The following is an 18,535-nucleotide window of genomic DNA, read 5'->3' on the forward strand; positions in this document are numbered from 1 at the left end:
TTACTCGAAGGGGGCCGCGGTTGCGACGCGGCCGCGCGGCCGCCACGCCCGCGACGCAGCGGGGAACCCCGCCGCGACCAACAGCAGCAGCACGGCGGCCGGCTCGGGGACCGGCGAACCCTCGACGGCCGCGACGGCGGCGCCGAGGCCGAAGCTGTTCTTCCAGACCGTGTAGTCGGCGGGGCCCACCACGCCGTTGGAGTCGCCGTCGGCGCCGGTCCCGGCGGGCACGCTCTGATTGAGCGTGTCGCGCCACACCGTGTAGTCGGCGGCGTTTACCGCGCCGTCGCCGTTGTAGTCCCCCGTCAGGCCGCCGGTGACAAACTCAACCAGCCCGCTGATCACCGCGCCGGTGTCGGCGCGGCGGAACTGGAAATCGATCAGCGGCGTCCCGCCCGGGGTCACGGGGCTGCCCAACGCGAGCGACTGGGTCGGCGCCAGGCTGGTCGACCCCAGCAGGAACGACTCGGCCAGCACGCCGGGCCCGGAGCCCCCCGCCTCGTCCCAGGTCTCGCCGACGCCGTCCCCGAGGGTCGACCCCGCGTCGGGGCCATCCACCGCGTCGACGGCGCGGTCGCTCAGGCTCGACCAGAACGCGTCTCCCACGCGCAGCGAGCCGCTGGCGCTCTCGATCCGGTACGAGTCGAACGCGTACGGCACGCTCGACGCGTTGACGATCGACACGGCGCCGGTGGTGGTGTTGACGCGGAGCGTGAGCGGGTCGACCGCGTCGACGATGGGCGAGACGTCCGTGATGTAGATCCGGTCGACGTCCAGGAACTCGCCCGTCCCGCCGAAGTTGTTGTTCACCCCGAAACGGACCGAGTTGCCGTTGCGTGCAGAGCTGATATTGCCCGTCCCGGCGCTGGCGAAGGGCGCGGCGCCGTTCTTGGTGTAGAGGGTGTAGGTGTTGGCGTCGTTGTCGAGCTCGAGCACCAGCTGAAAGGCCTGCGACTGGGTCAGGCTGAGGGGGGTCGCCGCGATCGGGGTCCCGCCGCCCAGGGCAGAGCCGGTCAGCTCCAGCCCGCCGGTCGGAGTGCGGGAGATCATCGCCTGGGCGGTCACCGTCGAGCTGGCGTTGGTGAGCCCCGTGTCGTTGTCGAGGAAGTTGAGGCGGATCTCCTCAAGCTGCGTGTCGTCGAACTCGGCGGGTCCCACCAGCGAGGAGAAGCTCCAGCCCGCGAACTGGGCCACCAGCCACGCCTTGCCGCTGGTAATGTTGTTGATGTCGAGGATGTTGCGGGCGAAGTCGTCGTTGGCCTTCTGGACCCGCAGCACCCCGCCGTTGACGAACGACTCGGTCATCACCGAGGTCTCTTCCAGCCACACGTGGGCCGGGTTGGCGACGTTCTCGACTTCCCCCAGGCGGGCGCCGTTGGCGTCGGTGAAGGGGAAGTCGTCGAGGATGGCGGCCCGCCCCGGGGTCGGCGCCGCCAGCAGCAGGGCCAGGCAGGCCCAGGCGGACGCGCGGCGAGGGAGCCTCAGCACGCAGCCCGCGGCGACGGCCAACAACGCGGCCAGCACGCCCGAGGGCTCCGGCACGCTGGCGGCCATCACGGCGAAGGCGCCGGGGCCGTTCGCCGCGTCGTAGGCGGTTTGGAACAGGCCCACGTCGAAGATGCTATTCACGCCGTCACCGTCGAGGTCGCCCCGGCGGTAGGCCTGGGCCAGCGTGAGCCCGGCGAGGCTGGTCTCGGCGTTGGTGATGAGCGTGGTCCAGTCGGCCGCGGTCACTTGGCCGTCGAAGTTCAGGTCCCCCACGACAAAGCGATTGCCGGAGTTGCCGGTGAACGACACGTCGGCCGAGCGGGTGACCCCCCCCGCGAAGTTGAGCTTGAGCGTCAGGTCCTCAAACGGCGACTTGAGCCACACGCCGCTGGCCAGGTTGAGCACCACCGACTGGCCCACGGAGAGCGCTCCGCCGTTGGCGTCGAGTGCGCCCTCGGCGAGCGTCGAGGCCGTCGCGGTCTGGACCGACCAGGCGCCGTCGACGTCGACCGTCTTATTGCCGTTGACATCGTAGTTGCCAGCGACCGTCTTCCACCCGGCCGCGTTCAACGATCCGGCGGAGGACTCGATGGAGTACGAGAGCAGGTTGGGGAGCGCGACGCCCGTGTTGTTGACCAGCGTCAGCGCGCCGGTGTCTCGGTTCACGGTGGCGGTCAGGAAGTCGGAGAGCGGGTTGGTGGTAGAGACGGCGATCCGGTCGACCAGCACCTGCTCCTCGAACAGCACCGGCGCGAAGTTGCCGTCGCCGAAGAAGTTGTTCGCGGCGAAACGCACCGAGTTGGCGTCGCGTGTGGGCGCGATGGCGCCGAGCCCAAGAAACTGCGACGGGCTCGTGCCGTTCTTGTAGAACACCTTGTACGTGTCGTTGTCGAGGTTGGCCTCGAGGACCAGCGTGAAGGGGGCGGTTTGGTCGGTCGCCAGCGGCGCCACCTCCGCGATCGTCGTGCCGCCGATCCCGAGCGCACGGCCGGCGAGTTCGATGGTTCCCGCCGCGTTGCGGCGGATGACCGCCTCTGCGGTGATGGTGGCCCCGCTGATCCCGGTGTCGTCGTTCAGGAACGCGAACCGCACCTCCTCGGCCGCCCCGGGGGGGTCGGACTCGCGGAACGCCCAGCCCGCCATCCGCGCGACGAGGTAGAGTGATCCCGACGCAACGTTAGCGATCTGCAGGTGGGCCGTCGCCAGCCCCGGCGTTTCTTTGACGAGCCGGTAGGAACCGGCCTCGACCGTCGAGGGGCTGAACGCGGGGTTGTCGAGCACGAGCGACGTCGTCCAGTTGTTGCCGGGATTCACCGAGTTCGCAGCAGTGTTGAGCTCCGTGCCGTTGGCGTCGCTGAACTCGAACGCCTGGAGGTCGACGGCGCTGGCCGCGCCCACGGGGAGCAGCCAGGCGACGCAGCACGCCGCGAGCAGGTTCCGGAAAGACGTTTCGCTTAGCATTTCAGGCCTCGGAAGGGCGGGGTTCGGCAGGCGCCGTAGACGCACAGGGTTAACAGGACGCCCGCCGCCAGCCGAGACGCCGAGGGCTCCGGGACGGCGGCGAACAAACGGGCGAAGGCGGCGGGTCCGTGGGTGGCGGTGTAGGCGTGCTGGAAGATCCCAAAGTCGGCGATGCTGTTCACGCCGTCGCCGTCCAGGTCGCCGCGCAGGTAGGCGTCGGCGGCGGGCAGCATCGACAGGTCGGTCTCGGCGCCCGCGATCATGCGCGACCAGTCGGCCCCGTCGAGCCGGCCGTCGAGGTTCAGGTCGGCGAACACCAGCAGCGCGTCGGCGAGCGCCAGCCCCCAGCTCTCGCCCATAGCCAGGAAGCGGTCCTCGTTCTCCCCCGCGATAAACTGCGTCTCGAACGTGATCGAGAAGCCGGCGCCCAGCGTGTCGCGGCCGAACTTGGCCGTGGTGTCGTCCACCAGCAGGGCGTTGCGCGTGAGCACCTGCGGCTCGCGGGCGAGGAAGCTCTGCCACAGCGGGTCGGACTGCATCGCCGGGAGCACGAACCCGTAGTGGCCGTCCTTGCCGTCGACGGTCGAGTGGAAGTCGATCAGGTAGTCGGCGGCGCCGCCGGTGTCGGAGATCATCGCGGCGCCCACTTCTTGCAGCTCGGCGATGCCGCCGTAGCCGGGGGCCGCCCAGTAGCGGTTGGGGTCGTCGTCTGGTCGGGCGACGGTGCCGCGGTTGTAGCCGGCCAGCCGCCCGTCCGGGTTGACCATCGGGTAGACGAACAGGTCGGACGCCTTGCGCAGCAGCCCCGCCTGCAGCGAGTCCCCCACCAAGAAGTCGACCAGCCCTTCCAGCACGAGGTTCCCGAGCGTCTCGTTGGCGTGAACGCCGCTGGTCAGCACGACCTGCGGCCGCGAGGCCGCCCCGACCGGGTCGACGATCCGGTACCCGCTGAGCTCCGACGGCGCAATCGTCCGACCGAGGTCATCGACCCCGCCCGGCGACAGGCCGACGGCGAGCGAGCCCCCCCCCGAGAGGGTCGGCAGCACCCAGCCGCTCGCCGCGACCGTCGCGGTGTGCTGGGCCGCACGCGACCGTGGGTAGGGGATGCCGTAAGCCACGTAAACCTCGGGCCCGGTAAAGGCCGCGTCGTTCCAGAAGGTGAACGCGCCGGCGCCGGCGTTGCGGACGTTGTTGTCGAAGAACTCCCAGTGCTGTTGGTCATAGCTGTAGGCCATGGCGTGGCCGACCAGGTTGGAGCCCCCGCCGGCGAAGTCGTCGTCGATGCGGAAGGTCGGCGCTGGGGTCGGCAGGTCGCTGGCGAGGAAGTAGAGCCACTTCCAGTCGCCGGTGTTGTAGTTGTCTCGCCCCACGAGGTTGATGACGCCGCCCGAGAGCGAAGAAGCCGCGACGTCCAGGGACGCCGAGTCGAAGTCGGCCGACAGCGTGACCGCCAGCCCGGGCCGCAGGGGCGTCGCCAGCCCGGCGGTCACGCACAACCAAACCACATACCGCCGCCGGGCAGCAGGCTGCCTCGGCTCGGTTCCGCCACGGGGCATCGTTCTCAAACTGGGCTGCTTCCCTCCGTTGCAGGCGTTCACGGGCCGATCGCTAGCGCCGAACGCGTCGCCGCCGGCCGGCGGCGATGGCGCCGACGCACACCAGCGCGATCGCGGCGCAGGAGGGCTCGGGGATCGACGGCAGCGCCCCGGGGAACGGGTTGTGCGTCGAGATGGCGACGCGGTCGATCAACACGTTGTCCTGGGACAGGTCGTTGTTCAGCCGCATCCGTACCTGCAAGAAATTGCGTGCGGGGTCGAGCTTGCCCCCGCCCATTGTCGTGAAGCTGACGCCGCTGTCCGTCGAGAAGGAGATGCTAAAGATATCGGTGTCGAGGTTGGCTGCAACTACCGCGATAAGCGGGGTGGATGCGGTTAGACCCCCCGGGAGAACGACGGCTGGGATGCCAGTGGCGCCCGATCCGACCGCTCCCACCGCGTTGCCCGAGATGGCCAGCTCGGTGGCGGACGTGCGGGTGATCTGGAATTCTGCTGCAATGGTGCTGCTCCCGACTGAACCCAATGAAAGAAGCGCCAGCCGGATATCCTCCGGTTCTGCCGAGTCAAACGTGAGCTCGTCGAACGCGTACGTCAGCTCCATCACGCCGTAGACCGCGCCGCTGGTCACGTCGGGCATGACGTCGATGAAGGCGTCTCCGGTCGCGGTGTTGGTCTTGAGGGCGGTGTCGTACTGGCCCAGGCCGTTGGTGGCGAGCCCGGCTAGGTCGCCTTGAACGTCGTCGTACCAGGGCTGACCGCTGGCGACGCTGTTGCTGGTCGCAACGATGTTGGTCCCTACCGGGTCGCTGAACAGGAACTCCTGGAGCAGCACGCCGTGGGCCTGGCCGATGGGCAGCGCCGCGAGGGTAAACAGCAAGACAGTTCTAGTCGGTCGGTTCATTAGGTAACTCGGGCGGTGAATGGAACCGGGGCAAAGAGCGATCACTCAGCAAGCTTCGGGCGTACGCCACAAAAAAACGGAGCACCAGCGCTCGGCCTCCAATGAGGCCGACTCTCGCGCCTGTGCTCCGTTCCAACCAGCGGGATCACTCCCGCGCCTGCTCGAACGTTAGCGACCGCCACGCGCAAACGCAAGCTACTCCCTAAAAAATACTTGCGCCTGCTTGGCGCCGGCGTGTGTAATTGCGCTTGCTAAACGGCGCCGATCGGATACGATCCGGGATGGAGAATCAGGCGACGACCCACCGTACCCTCGCGACCAACGCCCCTGGCGTTTGTCGCCCACCCCAAGATGGCCCATGGTTTCTCCTACGCCACGCCCGGCGACCGGCCGCGGCTTCACGCTGGTCGAGTTGCTGGTAGTGATCGCCATCATCGGCATCCTGGTGGCGCTGTTGCTGCCCGCCGTGCAGGCGGCCCGCGAAGCGGCCCGACGGAGCTCGTGCCAGAGCAACCTCCGCCAGGTAGGCCTCGCGGTGATGAACTTCGAGTCGGCCCGCGGCCGGCTCCCCATCGGCGCCGTGCAGCGGTTCGACGTCTCTCAAGACCCGACGCTCTACAGCTGGGTCTCCCAGGTGCTGCAGTACATCGAAGAGGCGGCCGCCTACGGCCAGGCCGACTGGACCATCCCGCTGGCCGATCGGGACCGCGCCGGCAACGAGGCGCACCACATCGAGTTCGCCACGCTCAAGTGCCCGTCGCTCGAGCCGGTTGGCCTGGTGAACGACTTCTACGGCGCCCGCGGCTCGTACGCGGTGAACGCCGGGATCGGGCAGATTTACATGCACAACCCCGACCCGGACCAGAAGGTGGCCGGCATCTCCGGCGCCCAGAAGTGGCCGTTTGCGCCGTACGCCAGCGCCACGTCGTCGCTGGGGGCGAGCGGCGTGTTCCTGGTGAACCACGGCCGGCGGCTGGCCGAGATCACCGACGGAACCAGCAAGACGGCGATGGTGGCGGAGATCATCAACGTGGTTGGCGAAGACACCCGGGGCGCGCTGCACTACGGGGGCGCCGTGATGTACATGCACAACGTCGTGCCGAACGATGTTTCGTCGTTTCCGGACCGCACCCGCTACTGCGTAAGCATCCCGGAGAACGCCCCCTGCCAGTTGACGATCAACGCCTGGAAGGGGGGCTGGCAGCAGGCCGCCCGCAGCCAGCACCCCGGGGGCGCGCACGTGCTGCTGGCCGATTGCAGCGCCCAGTTCATCTCGGACGGCATCCAGCTCGTGAACTGGCAGGTGCTGGCGACCCCCGATGGCGAAGAAATCGCCACCGAGAGCTTTTAGTGGCACGGGCCGGCGGTGTAAGGGCCGCTGTTGCAAGGGCCGCTGTTGCAAGGGCCGGTGGCGTCGGGTGGGTTGGCGCCGGGCGGGTTGGCGTAGGTCGGGTTGGCGTAGGTCGGGTTGGCGTAGGTCCGGGCCGACCGAGAATGGTCTTGGGGATTGCTAGGATGACGATGCGCCTGTTCGATCTGCCTGCGTTGCTCGCCGTAGTGTTGCTCGCGGCCGCCGGCTGCGGCGGGCCCACTTACTGCGCGTTTGAGGGGAAGGTCTCGGTCAACGGTCAGCCGGTGCCGACCGGCCTGATCGTCTTCTCCCCTGCCGCACCGTCTGCCACGCAGCGCGAGGCGGTCGCGGAGATCGCGGACGGCCGGTACGCCCTGCCGCTCGCCAAGAAGGTGGCGCCCGGCGACTACAAGGTGGCGATCACCGGCGAGCGGAAGACCGGCAAGAAGTTTGAGACCGACCCCGGCAGCGGGGTGTTTGCCGACGAACGCGAGCAGTTCGTCCCCGAGAAGTACAACGCCCGCAGCGAGCTCACCGCGACACTCGCGCCCGACATGCCGCCGCTCGACTTCGACCTCGCGATCCCCAAACGCAAGCCGTAGCGCCGGCCGGCGACCGGTCGCTCGGGCTGCTCTCCGCCCCTGCCCCGCCCTCCCCTGCCCCGCCCTCACCAGCCCTGCCCCGCCCTGCGGCGAGCGGACCAGCGGGCCCGCCGAACGCCAAGCGGTCGCCTGCATCGTGCGGCGGATCGGCATATCCCGACCCGGGCGTTCTTGCCTGCGGCGCCGGCGGGGTAGGATCGCAGGCGGACCCGCTTTTCTTGGGACACGAGCGCCCGCGGCGGGGACATACTCATAAAGTCCCCCGGCGCAACGCATGGCCAGACTCCTTAGTAGCGACGAGCTTGGTCGGCTGCTCGACCGCCACGGGCCGGCCTTGCGGCTCTACGCGGCGCAGTGGTGCGCGGCGCCCGACGACTGTGTGCAGGAGGCGCTGATTGAATTGGCCCGGCAGGCGCCCCCGCCCGACTCCCCCCGGGCGTGGCTGTTCCGCGTGGTGCGGCGGCGGGCCCAGAACGAACACCGCGGCCAGCGGCGACGCGCGAGCCGCGAAGCGCTGGCCGCACGCCGCGAGGCCCCACGCGACGGGGCCCCACGCCACGGGGCCGACCTGTCGCCCGTGGAGGCCAGCGACCTGCTCGAGGGGCTCGACCCGCAGGCGCGCGAGCTGGTGGTGCTCCGCCTGTGGGGCGGCTTGAGCTTCAACGAGATCGCCGACGTAACCGACAGGCCGACCAGCTCGCTGCACCGCGACTACACCGCGGCGCTAGAGCGGCTGCGGCGTTTGCTGGAACCAGATCAGGACTCCCCCGCTCCCACCCAGGCCCACCATGCGCCCCGATCGTGAACAGACCGAACTGGAAGCCCGGCTGGCCGCGGCGTCGCTCCCGGCCGTGACGCTCGACCGAGACGCGCTGATGTACCGCGCCGGCTGGGAGGCAGCCGGCGCCGCCGCGGCGCACGCGCCGGCTCGGTGGGCGTGGCCCGCGGGGGCGGCGGCGGCCATGGCGGCGTCGCTGCTGCTCGGCATGCAGTTGGCCCGGCCGGTCGACCCCGCCGGCGTGGCGGCAAACCACGCCCAGCCAGTTCTAGCGGCGAGGGAAGCGGCCCCGGCAGACGCGCCGACAGGGGGCCAGGCTCCGACGCCGACCGCGCCGCCGCCGCGCCTGCCAGACGCCCAACGCGCCCCGAGCCCGTGGCTTGCCTGGGTCCCGCGGGCGGCGCCCCTGCCCGGGCGGGCCGACCCCGCCGACACGAGCCTGCTCGCGCTCCGCGAGCGGATCGCGACGGGGGACCTCGGCCCCCTCTGGCCCAGCAACGGGCCGGAGCGGGGCGAGCCAGAGCCGGCCGAGCCGCCACGCCGCGCCGCCACCGCCGGCGAGCTGATGCAAGAGCTGTTGGCCGAGGGAGGGGTGCGGTCGTGAATCGCTGGATGCGTTGCTTTAACGAAGGGAACCCATCCGTTCCCTTAGGCGAGCCGTCGGCGTCAGCCGCCGGAGTCGTCGTAGAAGTCTGAGAGCAAAAACTCGTTGATGTGCATGAACACTCCGTCGGCTGACGCCGGCGGCTCGCCCCCCGAAGGTGACTTGAATGACCCGCTTGCTTGGTTTGTTGGTGCTGCTGTTTCCCGCTGCGCTCCGCGCCGAAACGGTGTGGGAGACGCAGGAGGACGACGTCACCGTGGTCCGCATCACCGCGACGCCGGCCGACGCGCCGTCGCCGCTGCTGAAGTACCGCTTCGAGCTGCCCCCAATGGAACAGGTAGAAGGCAACGCGGCGGTCGACTACCGCAGGGCGTTCGCTGAAGGGGGGATCGGCCAGGTGTGGCGCGGGGCCCGCAAAGAGTGGCCCTCCTCCCTCGACGACGGGGGCCAGGCAGGGGTCGAAGACTGGTACAGCACGGAGGTCCCGCTGAGCGCCTTGCCGCTCGAGCAACTGGCGAGCGCTTCGGCGCGGTTCGATGACTCGGTGGACGGCTTCGCCCGACGGGGGGCGAGTCGCCGGCGGTGCGACTGGGAGCTGTACATCCAGGACCTGACGACGCCGGAGGTGGTCTCCCTGCTCCTACCCGAGTTTCAGGAGCTGCGGTCGCTGAGCCGCGCCGTGGCGTTGCAGACGCGCTTCGCGCTTGCAGAGCGACGCTTCCAAGACGCGGCCGAATTGATGCGGATCAACTACACCATGGGGCGGCACGCCGGGAATGAGCCGCTGTTGATCTGCTCGCTGATCGGCATGGCCCTCTGCTCCACCGCTGACCAGAACGCGCTCGAACTTATCGGGGCGCCTGGTTCGCCCAACCTGTATTGGGCCCTCACCCAACTGCCAACGCCGCTGGTGCCGATCCGCGACGCGATGGTCGGCGAGTTGGACTTGGCAGCGCGGTCGCTGCCGATTTTGCGGGTCTCGGCCGATGAGACCAAGACATACGACGAATGGAATGCGCTCTGGAACCGCTCCGTGCGATCGATGGTCGAGATGTTGCCGCTGATTGGCGCGCCCGACCCGCCCCCCTTGGCCGTCGAACTCCTCCCCACGTTCGTGGCGGCCGCCGGGTACGCCCACGCCAAAGCGAGGCTCGCCGCTTGGGGGTACAGCGCAGAACAGGTCGAGGCCATGCCGGTCGGCCAAGTGTTGGGGCTTTACACTGCCCGTGTGCACCGTGAGATCATCGACCGGCAGTTGGCCGCCGCCAGCGTCCCGTTCTCAGTGGGCCGCCCGCTGTACGCCGCTGCCGAGAAGCGGCTCCGCAACCAGGGACCCTTAGGCAGCGACCCGGACCACGAACTGCTTCCGATGGACAGCATGCTCCTGCCGGCGCTCGGCGCCGCACGGGGCGCCGAGGTGCGCCTCGACCGCCAGATCGCCGCACTCCGCGTTCTCGAGGCGCTGCGGATGCACGCCGCGCAGAACGACGGCGTGCTCCCCGGCAAGCTGAAGGAAGTAACCTGCGTCCCTATCCCGCTCAACCCCGCCACCGGCAAGGCGTTCGAGTACAAGCTGGTGGACGCCCCGCAGGGCCCGACCGCGATCGTCACGCTCCCCAACTCCGACGGCGTCCCCGGCAACTGGCGCTACGAGCTCACGATCGTCGCCGAGTAGGTCAGGCTGTGCCTGACCAGGGGCGGGGCAGAGACCCCCTCGCCATGCTTCCCCTCGGATCGAACGCTTCTACTGCATCCCTCAGGCACAGCCTGACCTACGGACCCCCTGCCCGGAAACCAACCGATGAACCACCATCGCGCCCTCGTGTTCGCTGCCGTCCTGCTGCTGGCGTCCCCCACGCTCGCCGACCCGGAGGCCGCCCAACGTGTGCGCCTGGCCCTGGCGCCGCGCGTCGATGACCAAACCTTCGTGGCGGCTGCCGTATCGATCGACGCGGCGTGGGCCGATGGGGCGCTCGGCACGCTCGGCCGCTACGGCCTGCTGCCGCCGGGCGGCCGAGCGACCGCCGAAGCGCACTTGGAGCAGGCCGCGTCGCTGCTCGGTCGGCTCCACACGCTCGGGGTGCGGGAGGTGGCTGCCGTGCTGGCCGTGCCCGACGTGCGGCTCGACTCCGGCGTGCTTGTGGCGGTCGCCTGTGAGGCGCCGCAGAAAGACGACATCGTTGCGATGGCCCGGGGGCTGCTCCCCCCCCCGCTGTTGGAGGCGCTTCAGCTCCGGTGGGAGGGAGACGTATTGCTGATGGGGGTCGGCAAGACGCTCGAGCGGTACGCGTCGCTGACGCCCTCGCCCCGCAGCGACCTGCTCGACCCGCTGACCGAAGCGTTCGAGCGAGACGCCGCGGCCGCGGCGGTCGTCTCCCCCGGCGCCGATGTCCGGCGCGTCGTCCGCGAGCTGTGGCCCACGCTCGCCCCGCCGCTGCGCGACCTCGACGCACGGCTCGCCGCCGACGGTTTCCGCTACCTGCGGCTCACCGTCCGCCAGCCCCCGGCGTGGCATGCCGAGCTGACGCTGGCCGCGGCGGACGACGCGTCCGCACAGCGGTTTAAGCGTCTGGCGGACGGCGCCATCGACGCCGGGGTGCGTTTCGCCAAGAGCGAGCCGCGGGCGGCGCCGGTTGCCGGCGTCGTCGAGCAAGCGGCAACGCTGCTGCGTCCGCGGCTTGAGGGCGCCGCGCTGCGGGTGGGGGTTGCGCACGACGACGGCGAGATCGCGGCGCTGGCCAAGGGCTTCGTCGTGCCCGCGGTCGCAGCGGGGCAGCAGGCGGCGCGGCGCAGTCAGCAGATGAACGACATGAAGCAGATCGCCCTGGGGCTGCTGAACTACGAGTCGGCACGCGGGGCGTTGCCCGCCGCCGCCGCGATCTGCGACCCCCAGGGCAAGCCGCTGCTGTCGTGGCGGGTCGCCATCCTCCCCTACCTCGAACAGCAGGCGCTGTACGACCGGTTTCACCTCGACGAACCCTGGGACAGCCCGCACAACCTGAAGCTCGCTGAGGTGCTGCCGGGGCCCTACTTCGGCAGCGCGAGCGACGCACTGCGCGCCGCCGGCAAGACGACCTACCTGGTTCCGGTCGCCGCGGGAACGGCGTTTGCGCCGATCGAGGACGCCAAGCTCACCCAGCGCAAGGTCGGCAAACAAGCCGTGCATTTCCGCCAGGGGCTCAGCTACCGCAAAGTGACCGACGGCACGTCCAACACCGTCCTGATCGCCCAGGTCGCCGACGAGCACGCCGTGCTGTGGACCAAGCCCCAGGACTGGCGGGTCGACCTCGCCGACCCGCTCGCCCAGCTCCGCCAAGCGGGCCGCGACGGGTTCGTGACCGCCTACATGGACGGCAGCGCCCGGTACTTCCCGTTTGAGGTCCAGCCCGAGCTGCTTCGCAACGCGCTCACGATCAGCGGCGGAGAGGTGGATCACCCGTAGCTGCCGCGGTTCTCCGAATTCCGCAGGCCGAAAACAGGGCGTTCTTGCGGTCGCCGGCGTCGGAGGGGCTGGGTACGGTAGGCGTAGACAGCTCGCCAGAGGCCTCACGTCCTCCTCCATTCCTCTCCGCTGCCGGTACCCTATGCTCTCTTTCCGTCGTCGGCGTCCCGCCCGGGCCAGTAATGCAGCCACGCGGCGCCGGCGGCGGGCGCCCGTGTTCGAGACGCTCGAGTCGCGTCGGGTGATGGCGGTCGTGCTGGCCGAGTTCCTGGCCGACAACGAAAGCGGCATCCGCGACGCCGACGGCCAGCGGCAAGACTGGGTCGAGCTCGCCAACACCGGCGCGGCGGCCGTCGACCTCGGCGGGTACTACTTGTCGGACGACGCCACGCAGCCGGACAAGTGGCGCGTGCCCGACGGCGTGTCGATCGCCGCCGGCCAGCGGTTGGTGGTTTTCGCGTCTGGCAAGGACCGCACCAACGGCGAGCTCCACACCAACTTTCAGCTCGAGAAGTCGGGCGAAGACCTGCTGCTGGTCGCGCCCGATGGCGCCACGGTGGTCGACGCGTACCTGTCCTACCCGCCGCAGCGGGCCGACGCCTCCTACGGCCGGGGCGTCGCGGAGACGGGCGCCATGCCCCAGACGCTGGTCGGCGCCGCGACGGCGGTTCGCGCCCACGTGCCAACCGGGGAGAACGCCGCGGTCGACGACCACTGGCGTGAGCCGGGCTTCGACGACTCGGGCTGGCTCGCGGGGACCCGGTCGGTTGGTTTCGACCGCAACTCCGACGGCGTAAACCTCGCCCCGTTCATCGGACGTACGCTCACCCCCGCCGAGATGAGCACGACACAGACCACCGCCTACGTCCGCTTCAACTTCGAGGTCGAGGGCGCCGCCCGGCTCACGTCGCTGGCGCTCGACCTGCGGTTCGACGACGGGTTCATCGCCTACCTCAATGGCCGCGAGGTCGCCCGCGCCAACTTTGCCGAAGACTTCGCCCGCCCCCAGCCGCAGTGGGACTCGTTCGCGGGGAACCAGGTGGGGACCAGCTCGACCGCCGGCGCCGCGAACCGCCTGGCCGAAGCGCTGGACGTGGCGTCGTTCGAGCTGTCGGCCTACTTGCCGCTGCTGGTCGAGGGGACCAACGTGCTGGCGTTCCACGCGGTCAACAGCACCAGTTCTTCTTCCAGCAACGCGAACCGGCTCGACCTGCTGGTAGAGCCGGTGCTGACCGCGGGGCGGGCGACGGGCGCCGAGGCGGTCGGCTTCATGGCATGGCCCAGCCCCGGTTCGCCCAACGGTGTTGCGAACCAGGGGTTTGTGGGGGACACGCACTTCTCGGTCGACCGCGGCTTCTTCGACGCCCCGTTCGACGTGGCGATCACGTCGCAAACCCCGGGGGCGCTGATCCGCTACACGACCGACGGCAGCCTTCCTTCCCCAACCACCGGCACGCTCTACGGCGGACCGGTCGCCATCGCCGACACGACCACCCTGCGGGCGATCGCCTACAAGGCAGGCTACACGCCCACGGACGTCGACACCCAGACCTACCTGTTCCTCGACGACGTCCTGCAGCAGAGCGCCGCGGACGTCACCCAGCCGTACGCCACGTGGGGGCACGACAAGAGCGACAGCGGCAGCGAGTCGGGCTACAACCTGGACGACGAGTCGGACTGGGGGCTGGACCCCGACATCGTGACCGGCAACCAGCAATCCATCAAAGACGCGCTCCAGGCGATCCCCACCGTTTCGCTGGTGATGGACTGGGACGACCTGTTCGGCGGGACGCCCCAGCCGGGCACGTTTGCCGGCACGACCACGGTGGCGCCCCAGCCGCAAGGGATCTATATCCACGGCAGCTCGAGCGAACGCTCCGCGTCGCTGGAGTACTTCAACCCTGCTTCTCCCACGGATACGTTCCACCTCGACGTGGGGGTCGAGACGCAGGGGCACTCCAGCACCCTGCGGTGGAACTCCGACAAGCTCTCCTTCCAGGTGAAGTTCAAGTTCCCGTACGGGCCGACCGAGCTGAACTACCCGGTGTTCGCCGACGCGCTGTTCGGCGCGGGGGCGGCGTCGCAGTTCGACTCGCTGATCCTCGACGCGATGTACAACTACGCGTGGCACCACGCCAACCCGGTGCAGCGAGACTACGCCCGGTTCGTCACGGACCAGGTGGTGTCCGACCTGCAGAACCTGGCGTCGGGCAAGGGGGCGCCGCACGGCGAGTACGTCCACCTGTACCTCAACGGCCTGTACTGGGGCCTCTACAACCTGCACGAACGCCCGGACGACTCGTTCGCTGCCGAGTACTGCGGCGGCGACAAGGACGACTACGATGTCGTCAAGCACGCCAACCAGGACGTCGCCCACGAGTACACCTGGGTCCAAGGGGGCGTCGCCGCCGAGCAGCGTTTCGCGTCGCTGCTCAGCGCCACCCAGTCGGTGCAAGACAGCCCCGCCAGCGCCGCCGCCTACGCCGCCGTAGAGCAAGTGCTGGACGTCGATCAGTTCATCGACTACATGATCGTGCACTACTACGCCGGCAACGCGGCCGACTGGTCGCACAACAACTGGTACGCCTCGCGCGACCGCAGCGGCGGCTTGTGGCGGTTCCACGCGTGGGACCAAGAGCACGCCTTCCCGACCGCCGACAACGGCGACTCCTACACGCAAGCGGTCGACCTCACCGGCAAGGACGACTTCGAGGCGCCCACGTCGATCCATCGCAACCTGATCGGAAACGCCGAGTACCGCCAGCGGTTCGCCGACCGCGTGCAGGCGCTGATGCAGAACGGCGGGGTGCTGACGACCGAGGCGGCCCGCTCCGTCTACCAGGCCCGCATCGACGAGATCACCGCGCCGATCCTGGGCGAGTCGGCCCGCTGGGGCGACAACCGCAACGAGAGCGACCCCTACACGCAGGCCGATTTCCTGGCGGTCAACAACGCGGTGATCGCCGACTTCTTCGCGGGCCGCACGCAGACCGTGCTGTCGCAGTTCCAAACCGCGGGTTGGCTCGTGCCGCTGGCGGCGCCGGCGCTCAGCCAGTACGGCGGGCAGGTGACGCCGGGCTACGACTTATTGCTGTCGCTCCCGGCAGGGGCGCCGGTCGGCGCCGAGGTCTACTACACGCTCGACGGATCGGACCCCCGTTTGGCCGGGGGTGGGGCCAACCCGCTCGCCACGCACGGCCCCGGACCGCTCACCGTGGCCGTAAACTCCCCGTTGCGGGTGCTGGCGCGGGTCAAGAACGGCGCCGATTGGAGCCCGCTGGTCGAGGCCGCGTTCACTATCCCCGATCTGGCGACGGTCCGCGTGGTCGAGCTCATGTACAACCCGCCCGGATCGGGGGACGCGACCGAGTACATCGAGCTGCTGAACTTCGGCGCAGCGACGATCGACCTCGCCGGCCTGCGCCTCGAGGGGTTCTCGTCGGGGGGCTACGACTTCACCGGCGGCTCGCTCGGCCCCGGCCAGCGGGTCGTGGTGGTGCGCGACCAGGCGGCCTTTGCCGCCGCCTATCCGGGTGTTGCGAATATCGCGCCGGGCGAGTTCTCGGGGAGCCTCGCCAACGAGGGAGAAACCGTCGCGCTCCGCGGCCCCGTGGGCGGGCTGCTGCAGTCGTTCGTCTACGGCGACAGCAACGCCCCCGGCTGGCCGGCCGCGGCGGACGGCGACGGGTCGTCGCTCGAGTACATCGGCCCCTTCGACCAGGACGCCGCGGACCCCTCGGCGGCGGCGGGCGACCCGTACGACGACCCAGCCAACTGGCGCGCAAGCCTCGCGGTAGGGGGCACGCCCGGTACCGACGGGTCGACCGTCGTGCCGGGCGATTACGACCGCAACGGTCTTGTCGAGCAGCTCGACCGCGATTTCTGGGCCGCCCAGTTCGGCCAGACAGTGACGGCCTACGCCGGCGCAGACGGCAACGGAGACGGCCGCGTCGACGCGGCCGACTACACCGTGTGGCGCGACAACCTCGGCGCCTCCCCCGCGATCGCCGCGGCGATCGACCTTGCCATGGCAGCGAACGCGGGAGACGCCGCGGTCGCCGCCCAGCGCGAGGCGGTCTCTCCCCCGCCCGCCACCGCCCCGCTGTTCAGCGCCCGCGCCCCTGAGCCCGCCGAGCGTCCCCCTGCCGCCGGCAGCGCATTGTGGCGAGGGCCTGCCGGCACGCACCGCACGACGCTGCTGACGCTGGCGTTGCGGCGGGGCTTGGGCGAGCGGGACGCCGAGGCCGCGGGGCCCCACCGTCGAGCACCGGACCACGGCTCGACCGAACGAGCGGCCAAGCGGCACGCCGGGCTGATGGACGACGCGCTGCAGGGCTTGTTCGTCGAGCTCGGCGAGGCTTAGCCGGTTGGCGTCGACGCGTAGCCCAACGCCGCGTCGCTGGGCTCGTAGAGCCGCTGCGTCCAGGCCAGGTGAAACGCGGCCGGGTCGCTCAGCAGCAGCCGCTTCTCGTCGGGGGTCAGCGAGCCCGGGTCGCGCTCGGCTAGGTGCGCAAGCGCCGTGGGGTTCGAGTGCTTGGCGGTCGGCGAGGCGGTGAGGATCGACTCGTGGACCATCGCCAGCCCGGGGCTCGCCAGGACGCTCGAAAAGGGGTCGTCGCCCAGCTCGTCGGTTTGGCGGCGGTGCTCGGGGATCAACCTGCGCTGCGCGCCAAGCACGGCCTCGGGCGAGAGTTCGCTCGGCGTCAGCAGCAAGCCCCAGCGTCGCAGCGCCCTGCCGACCCGCCCGCTGCTCAGCACGACCGAGATCAGCGGCGCCAGCGCCGCGCCGATCAGCACCGGCGATAGCCACGGCAACGCGCTGGGCCGCGTGAGGACGATCACGAGCGTCCCCACAATGCCGATGGCTGCCTGCCAGCCGTGCGCCGCCAGCGCGTCGCGCAGCGAGAGGTCGTGCCCGTCCCGCGTCTGGGCGTTCCAGCCGACCATCCGCCCCATCAGGGTGGTGAGCACGAAGCGGGTGTGGAACAGCATCATGATCGGCGCCGCGAAGACCGAGACGACCGTCTCCAGCACCGCGCTGGAGGCCAGCGCGAGCCAGCCACCGAAGCCCGCGGCGCCCTCCCTCCCGGCGGCCAGCGCCAACAGCGCCCACAGCCTGGGGAGCAGCAGCATCGCCATCACCACGCCAAACACCACCAGGCAACTCGGCCCGGAGGGTTCGGAAGCCCCATCAAAATCGGCCGAACTCATCAGCCCCAGCACGATCGCCAGCAGCCACAGCGGCGACGACAGGTAGGCCAGCACGCCGAACATGAAGTGCAGCCGCGACATCGGCATGATGCCGCTCTCGAAGATCAGCCGGGTGTGCTGCAGGTTCCCCTGGCACCAGCGGCGGTCGCGTTGGGCGTAGTCGGGTAGCGCCGGGGGGCACTCCTCGTAGCTCCCGCCGAGGTCCGAGGCCAGTCGCACCTTGTACCCCGCGCGGCGCATCAGCGCCGCTTCCACAAAATCGTGGCTGAGCACCTCGCCCCCCAGCGGCTTGGCGCCCGGCAGGTCCGATAGACCGCAGTGACGCATAAAGGCCTCGGTGCGCAGGATCGCGTTGTGCCCCCAGTAGTTGCCGGCGTCGCCGGCCCACGCCTCGAACGCCCGCGCCAGCAGGGGCCCGTAGGCCGCGGCGGCGAACTGCTGGCACCGCGCCCAGAACGAGTCTTGGTTCACGGGGATCGGGACGGTCTGAAGCAGCCCGAGGCCCGGGTCGGCCTCCATGCGTCGCAGCATCTCGAGCATCACCTCGCCCGTCATCACGCTGTCGGCGTCCAGCACCAACAGGTAGTGGTAGCCGGCGCCCCACCGCTCGCAGAAGTCGCGCAGATTGCCCGCCTTCTTCCCGGCGTTGTCCTCGCGGTGCCGGTAGAACACGCGGCAGTGGGTGTCGGGCCGGGCGTCTGCCCGCTGCCAGGCGAACTCTTCCTGCAGCCAGACGTCGGGGTCGGTCGTGTCGCTCAGCACAAAGAAGTCGAACCGCCCGTCCTCGCCCGTCTCGCCCAGCGAGTGGCGCATCGCCTCGATCCCGGCGAACACCCGCGCCACGCTCTCGTTGTAGATCGGCATCAGCACGGCGACGCGGGCGCCGACGTCGAGACGCGTCGCGGAGCTCTGCGGCCCGCGGCGGCGGAAGAGCGCCAGCCCGAGACCCAGGGTCGCCATCCAGAAAGAAAACGCGATCAGCGCGGTCAGCATCCACGTGAGGATCACCAGCAGCGATTCGACGAGCGTCCAGCCGTCGGCGCCCAGGCGGCTGCCGAGTGCATTGGCGATCCACCAACTCGACGCCAACGCCGCCACGGCGATCGTTGCGCGGATGGTCGCCGTTTTCCACATGGCAGCA

The 18,535-nt window shown here is 70.1% G+C and carries 11 protein-coding genes; 7 read left to right on the forward strand and 4 right to left on the reverse strand.

The genetic code is table 11. From position 1 onward, the window contains the following. Genes Pla175_RS12515 through Pla175_RS12525 form a run of 3 tightly spaced genes read right to left on the reverse strand, consistent with a single transcriptional unit; the run spans position 1 to position 5,406 of the window. Positions 1–2,949, reverse strand: a complete 2,949-nt coding sequence (locus Pla175_RS12515; protein ID WP_145285082.1) for a hypothetical protein — start codon at positions 2,947–2,949, stop codon at positions 1–3. After that, a complete protein-coding gene (locus Pla175_RS12520) occupies positions 2,943–4,505 on the reverse strand; it encodes a M14 family zinc carboxypeptidase (RefSeq protein WP_145285085.1) in 1,563 nt (520 codons plus the stop codon). The genes Pla175_RS12515 and Pla175_RS12520 overlap by 7 nt, the downstream gene beginning before the upstream one ends. 52 nt (positions 4,506–4,557) lie before the next feature. After that, a complete protein-coding gene (locus Pla175_RS12525; RefSeq protein ID WP_145285088.1) occupies positions 4,558–5,406 on the reverse strand; it encodes a hypothetical protein in 849 nt (282 codons plus the stop codon). Between the two features lie 358 nt (positions 5,407–5,764). Between Pla175_RS12525 and Pla175_RS12530 the strand changes: the two genes are divergently transcribed. The 7 genes from Pla175_RS12530 (at position 5,765) to Pla175_RS12565 (ending at position 16,546) form a co-directional block, all read left to right on the forward strand. Beyond that, the gene (locus Pla175_RS12530; protein WP_145292082.1) at positions 5,765–6,757 is read left to right on the forward strand and encodes a DUF1559 domain-containing protein; all 993 of its coding nucleotides are present in this window, start codon (positions 5,765–5,767) and stop codon (positions 6,755–6,757) included. 170 nt (positions 6,758–6,927) lie between these two features. Beyond that, positions 6,928–7,359: a hypothetical protein gene (locus tag Pla175_RS12540; protein WP_231954382.1), complete on the forward strand. Its 432-nt coding sequence runs from the start codon at positions 6,928–6,930 to the stop codon at positions 7,357–7,359. 274 nt (positions 7,360–7,633) lie between these two features. Next, a complete protein-coding gene (locus tag Pla175_RS12545) occupies positions 7,634–8,164 on the forward strand; it encodes an RNA polymerase sigma factor (RefSeq protein ID WP_145285098.1) in 531 nt (176 codons plus the stop codon). Beyond that, entirely contained in the window at positions 8,148–8,741 is a 594-nt protein-coding gene (locus tag Pla175_RS12550) for a hypothetical protein (protein ID WP_145285103.1), read from the forward strand. Before Pla175_RS12545 ends, Pla175_RS12550 begins: the two co-directional genes overlap by 17 nt. Before the next feature lie 166 nt (positions 8,742–8,907). Further along, on the forward strand, positions 8,908–10,416 hold the full coding sequence (locus tag Pla175_RS12555) for a hypothetical protein (protein ID WP_145285106.1): 1,509 nt from the start codon (positions 8,908–8,910) through the stop codon (positions 10,414–10,416). Between the two features lie 126 nt (positions 10,417–10,542). Beyond that, positions 10,543–12,183: a DUF1559 family PulG-like putative transporter gene (locus tag Pla175_RS12560; RefSeq protein ID WP_145285109.1), complete on the forward strand. Its 1,641-nt coding sequence runs from the start codon at positions 10,543–10,545 to the stop codon at positions 12,181–12,183. Positions 12,184–12,325: 142 nt separating this feature from the next. Continuing rightward, a complete protein-coding gene (locus tag Pla175_RS12565) occupies positions 12,326–16,546 on the forward strand; it encodes a lamin tail domain-containing protein (RefSeq protein ID WP_145285112.1) in 4,221 nt (1,406 codons plus the stop codon). Here the strand turns inward: Pla175_RS12565 and mdoH are convergent. Continuing rightward, positions 16,543–18,528, reverse strand: coding sequence for a glucans biosynthesis glucosyltransferase MdoH (gene mdoH, locus Pla175_RS12570; RefSeq protein WP_197527472.1), 1,986 nt, complete (start codon positions 18,526–18,528; stop codon positions 16,543–16,545). The two genes, Pla175_RS12565 and mdoH, sit on opposite strands and share 4 nt — an antisense overlap. Between the last annotated feature and the right edge of the window lie 7 nt (positions 18,529–18,535).

Source organism: Pirellulimonas nuda (assembly GCF_007750855.1).
Taxonomy (GTDB): domain Bacteria; phylum Planctomycetota; class Planctomycetia; order Pirellulales; family Lacipirellulaceae; genus Pirellulimonas; species Pirellulimonas nuda.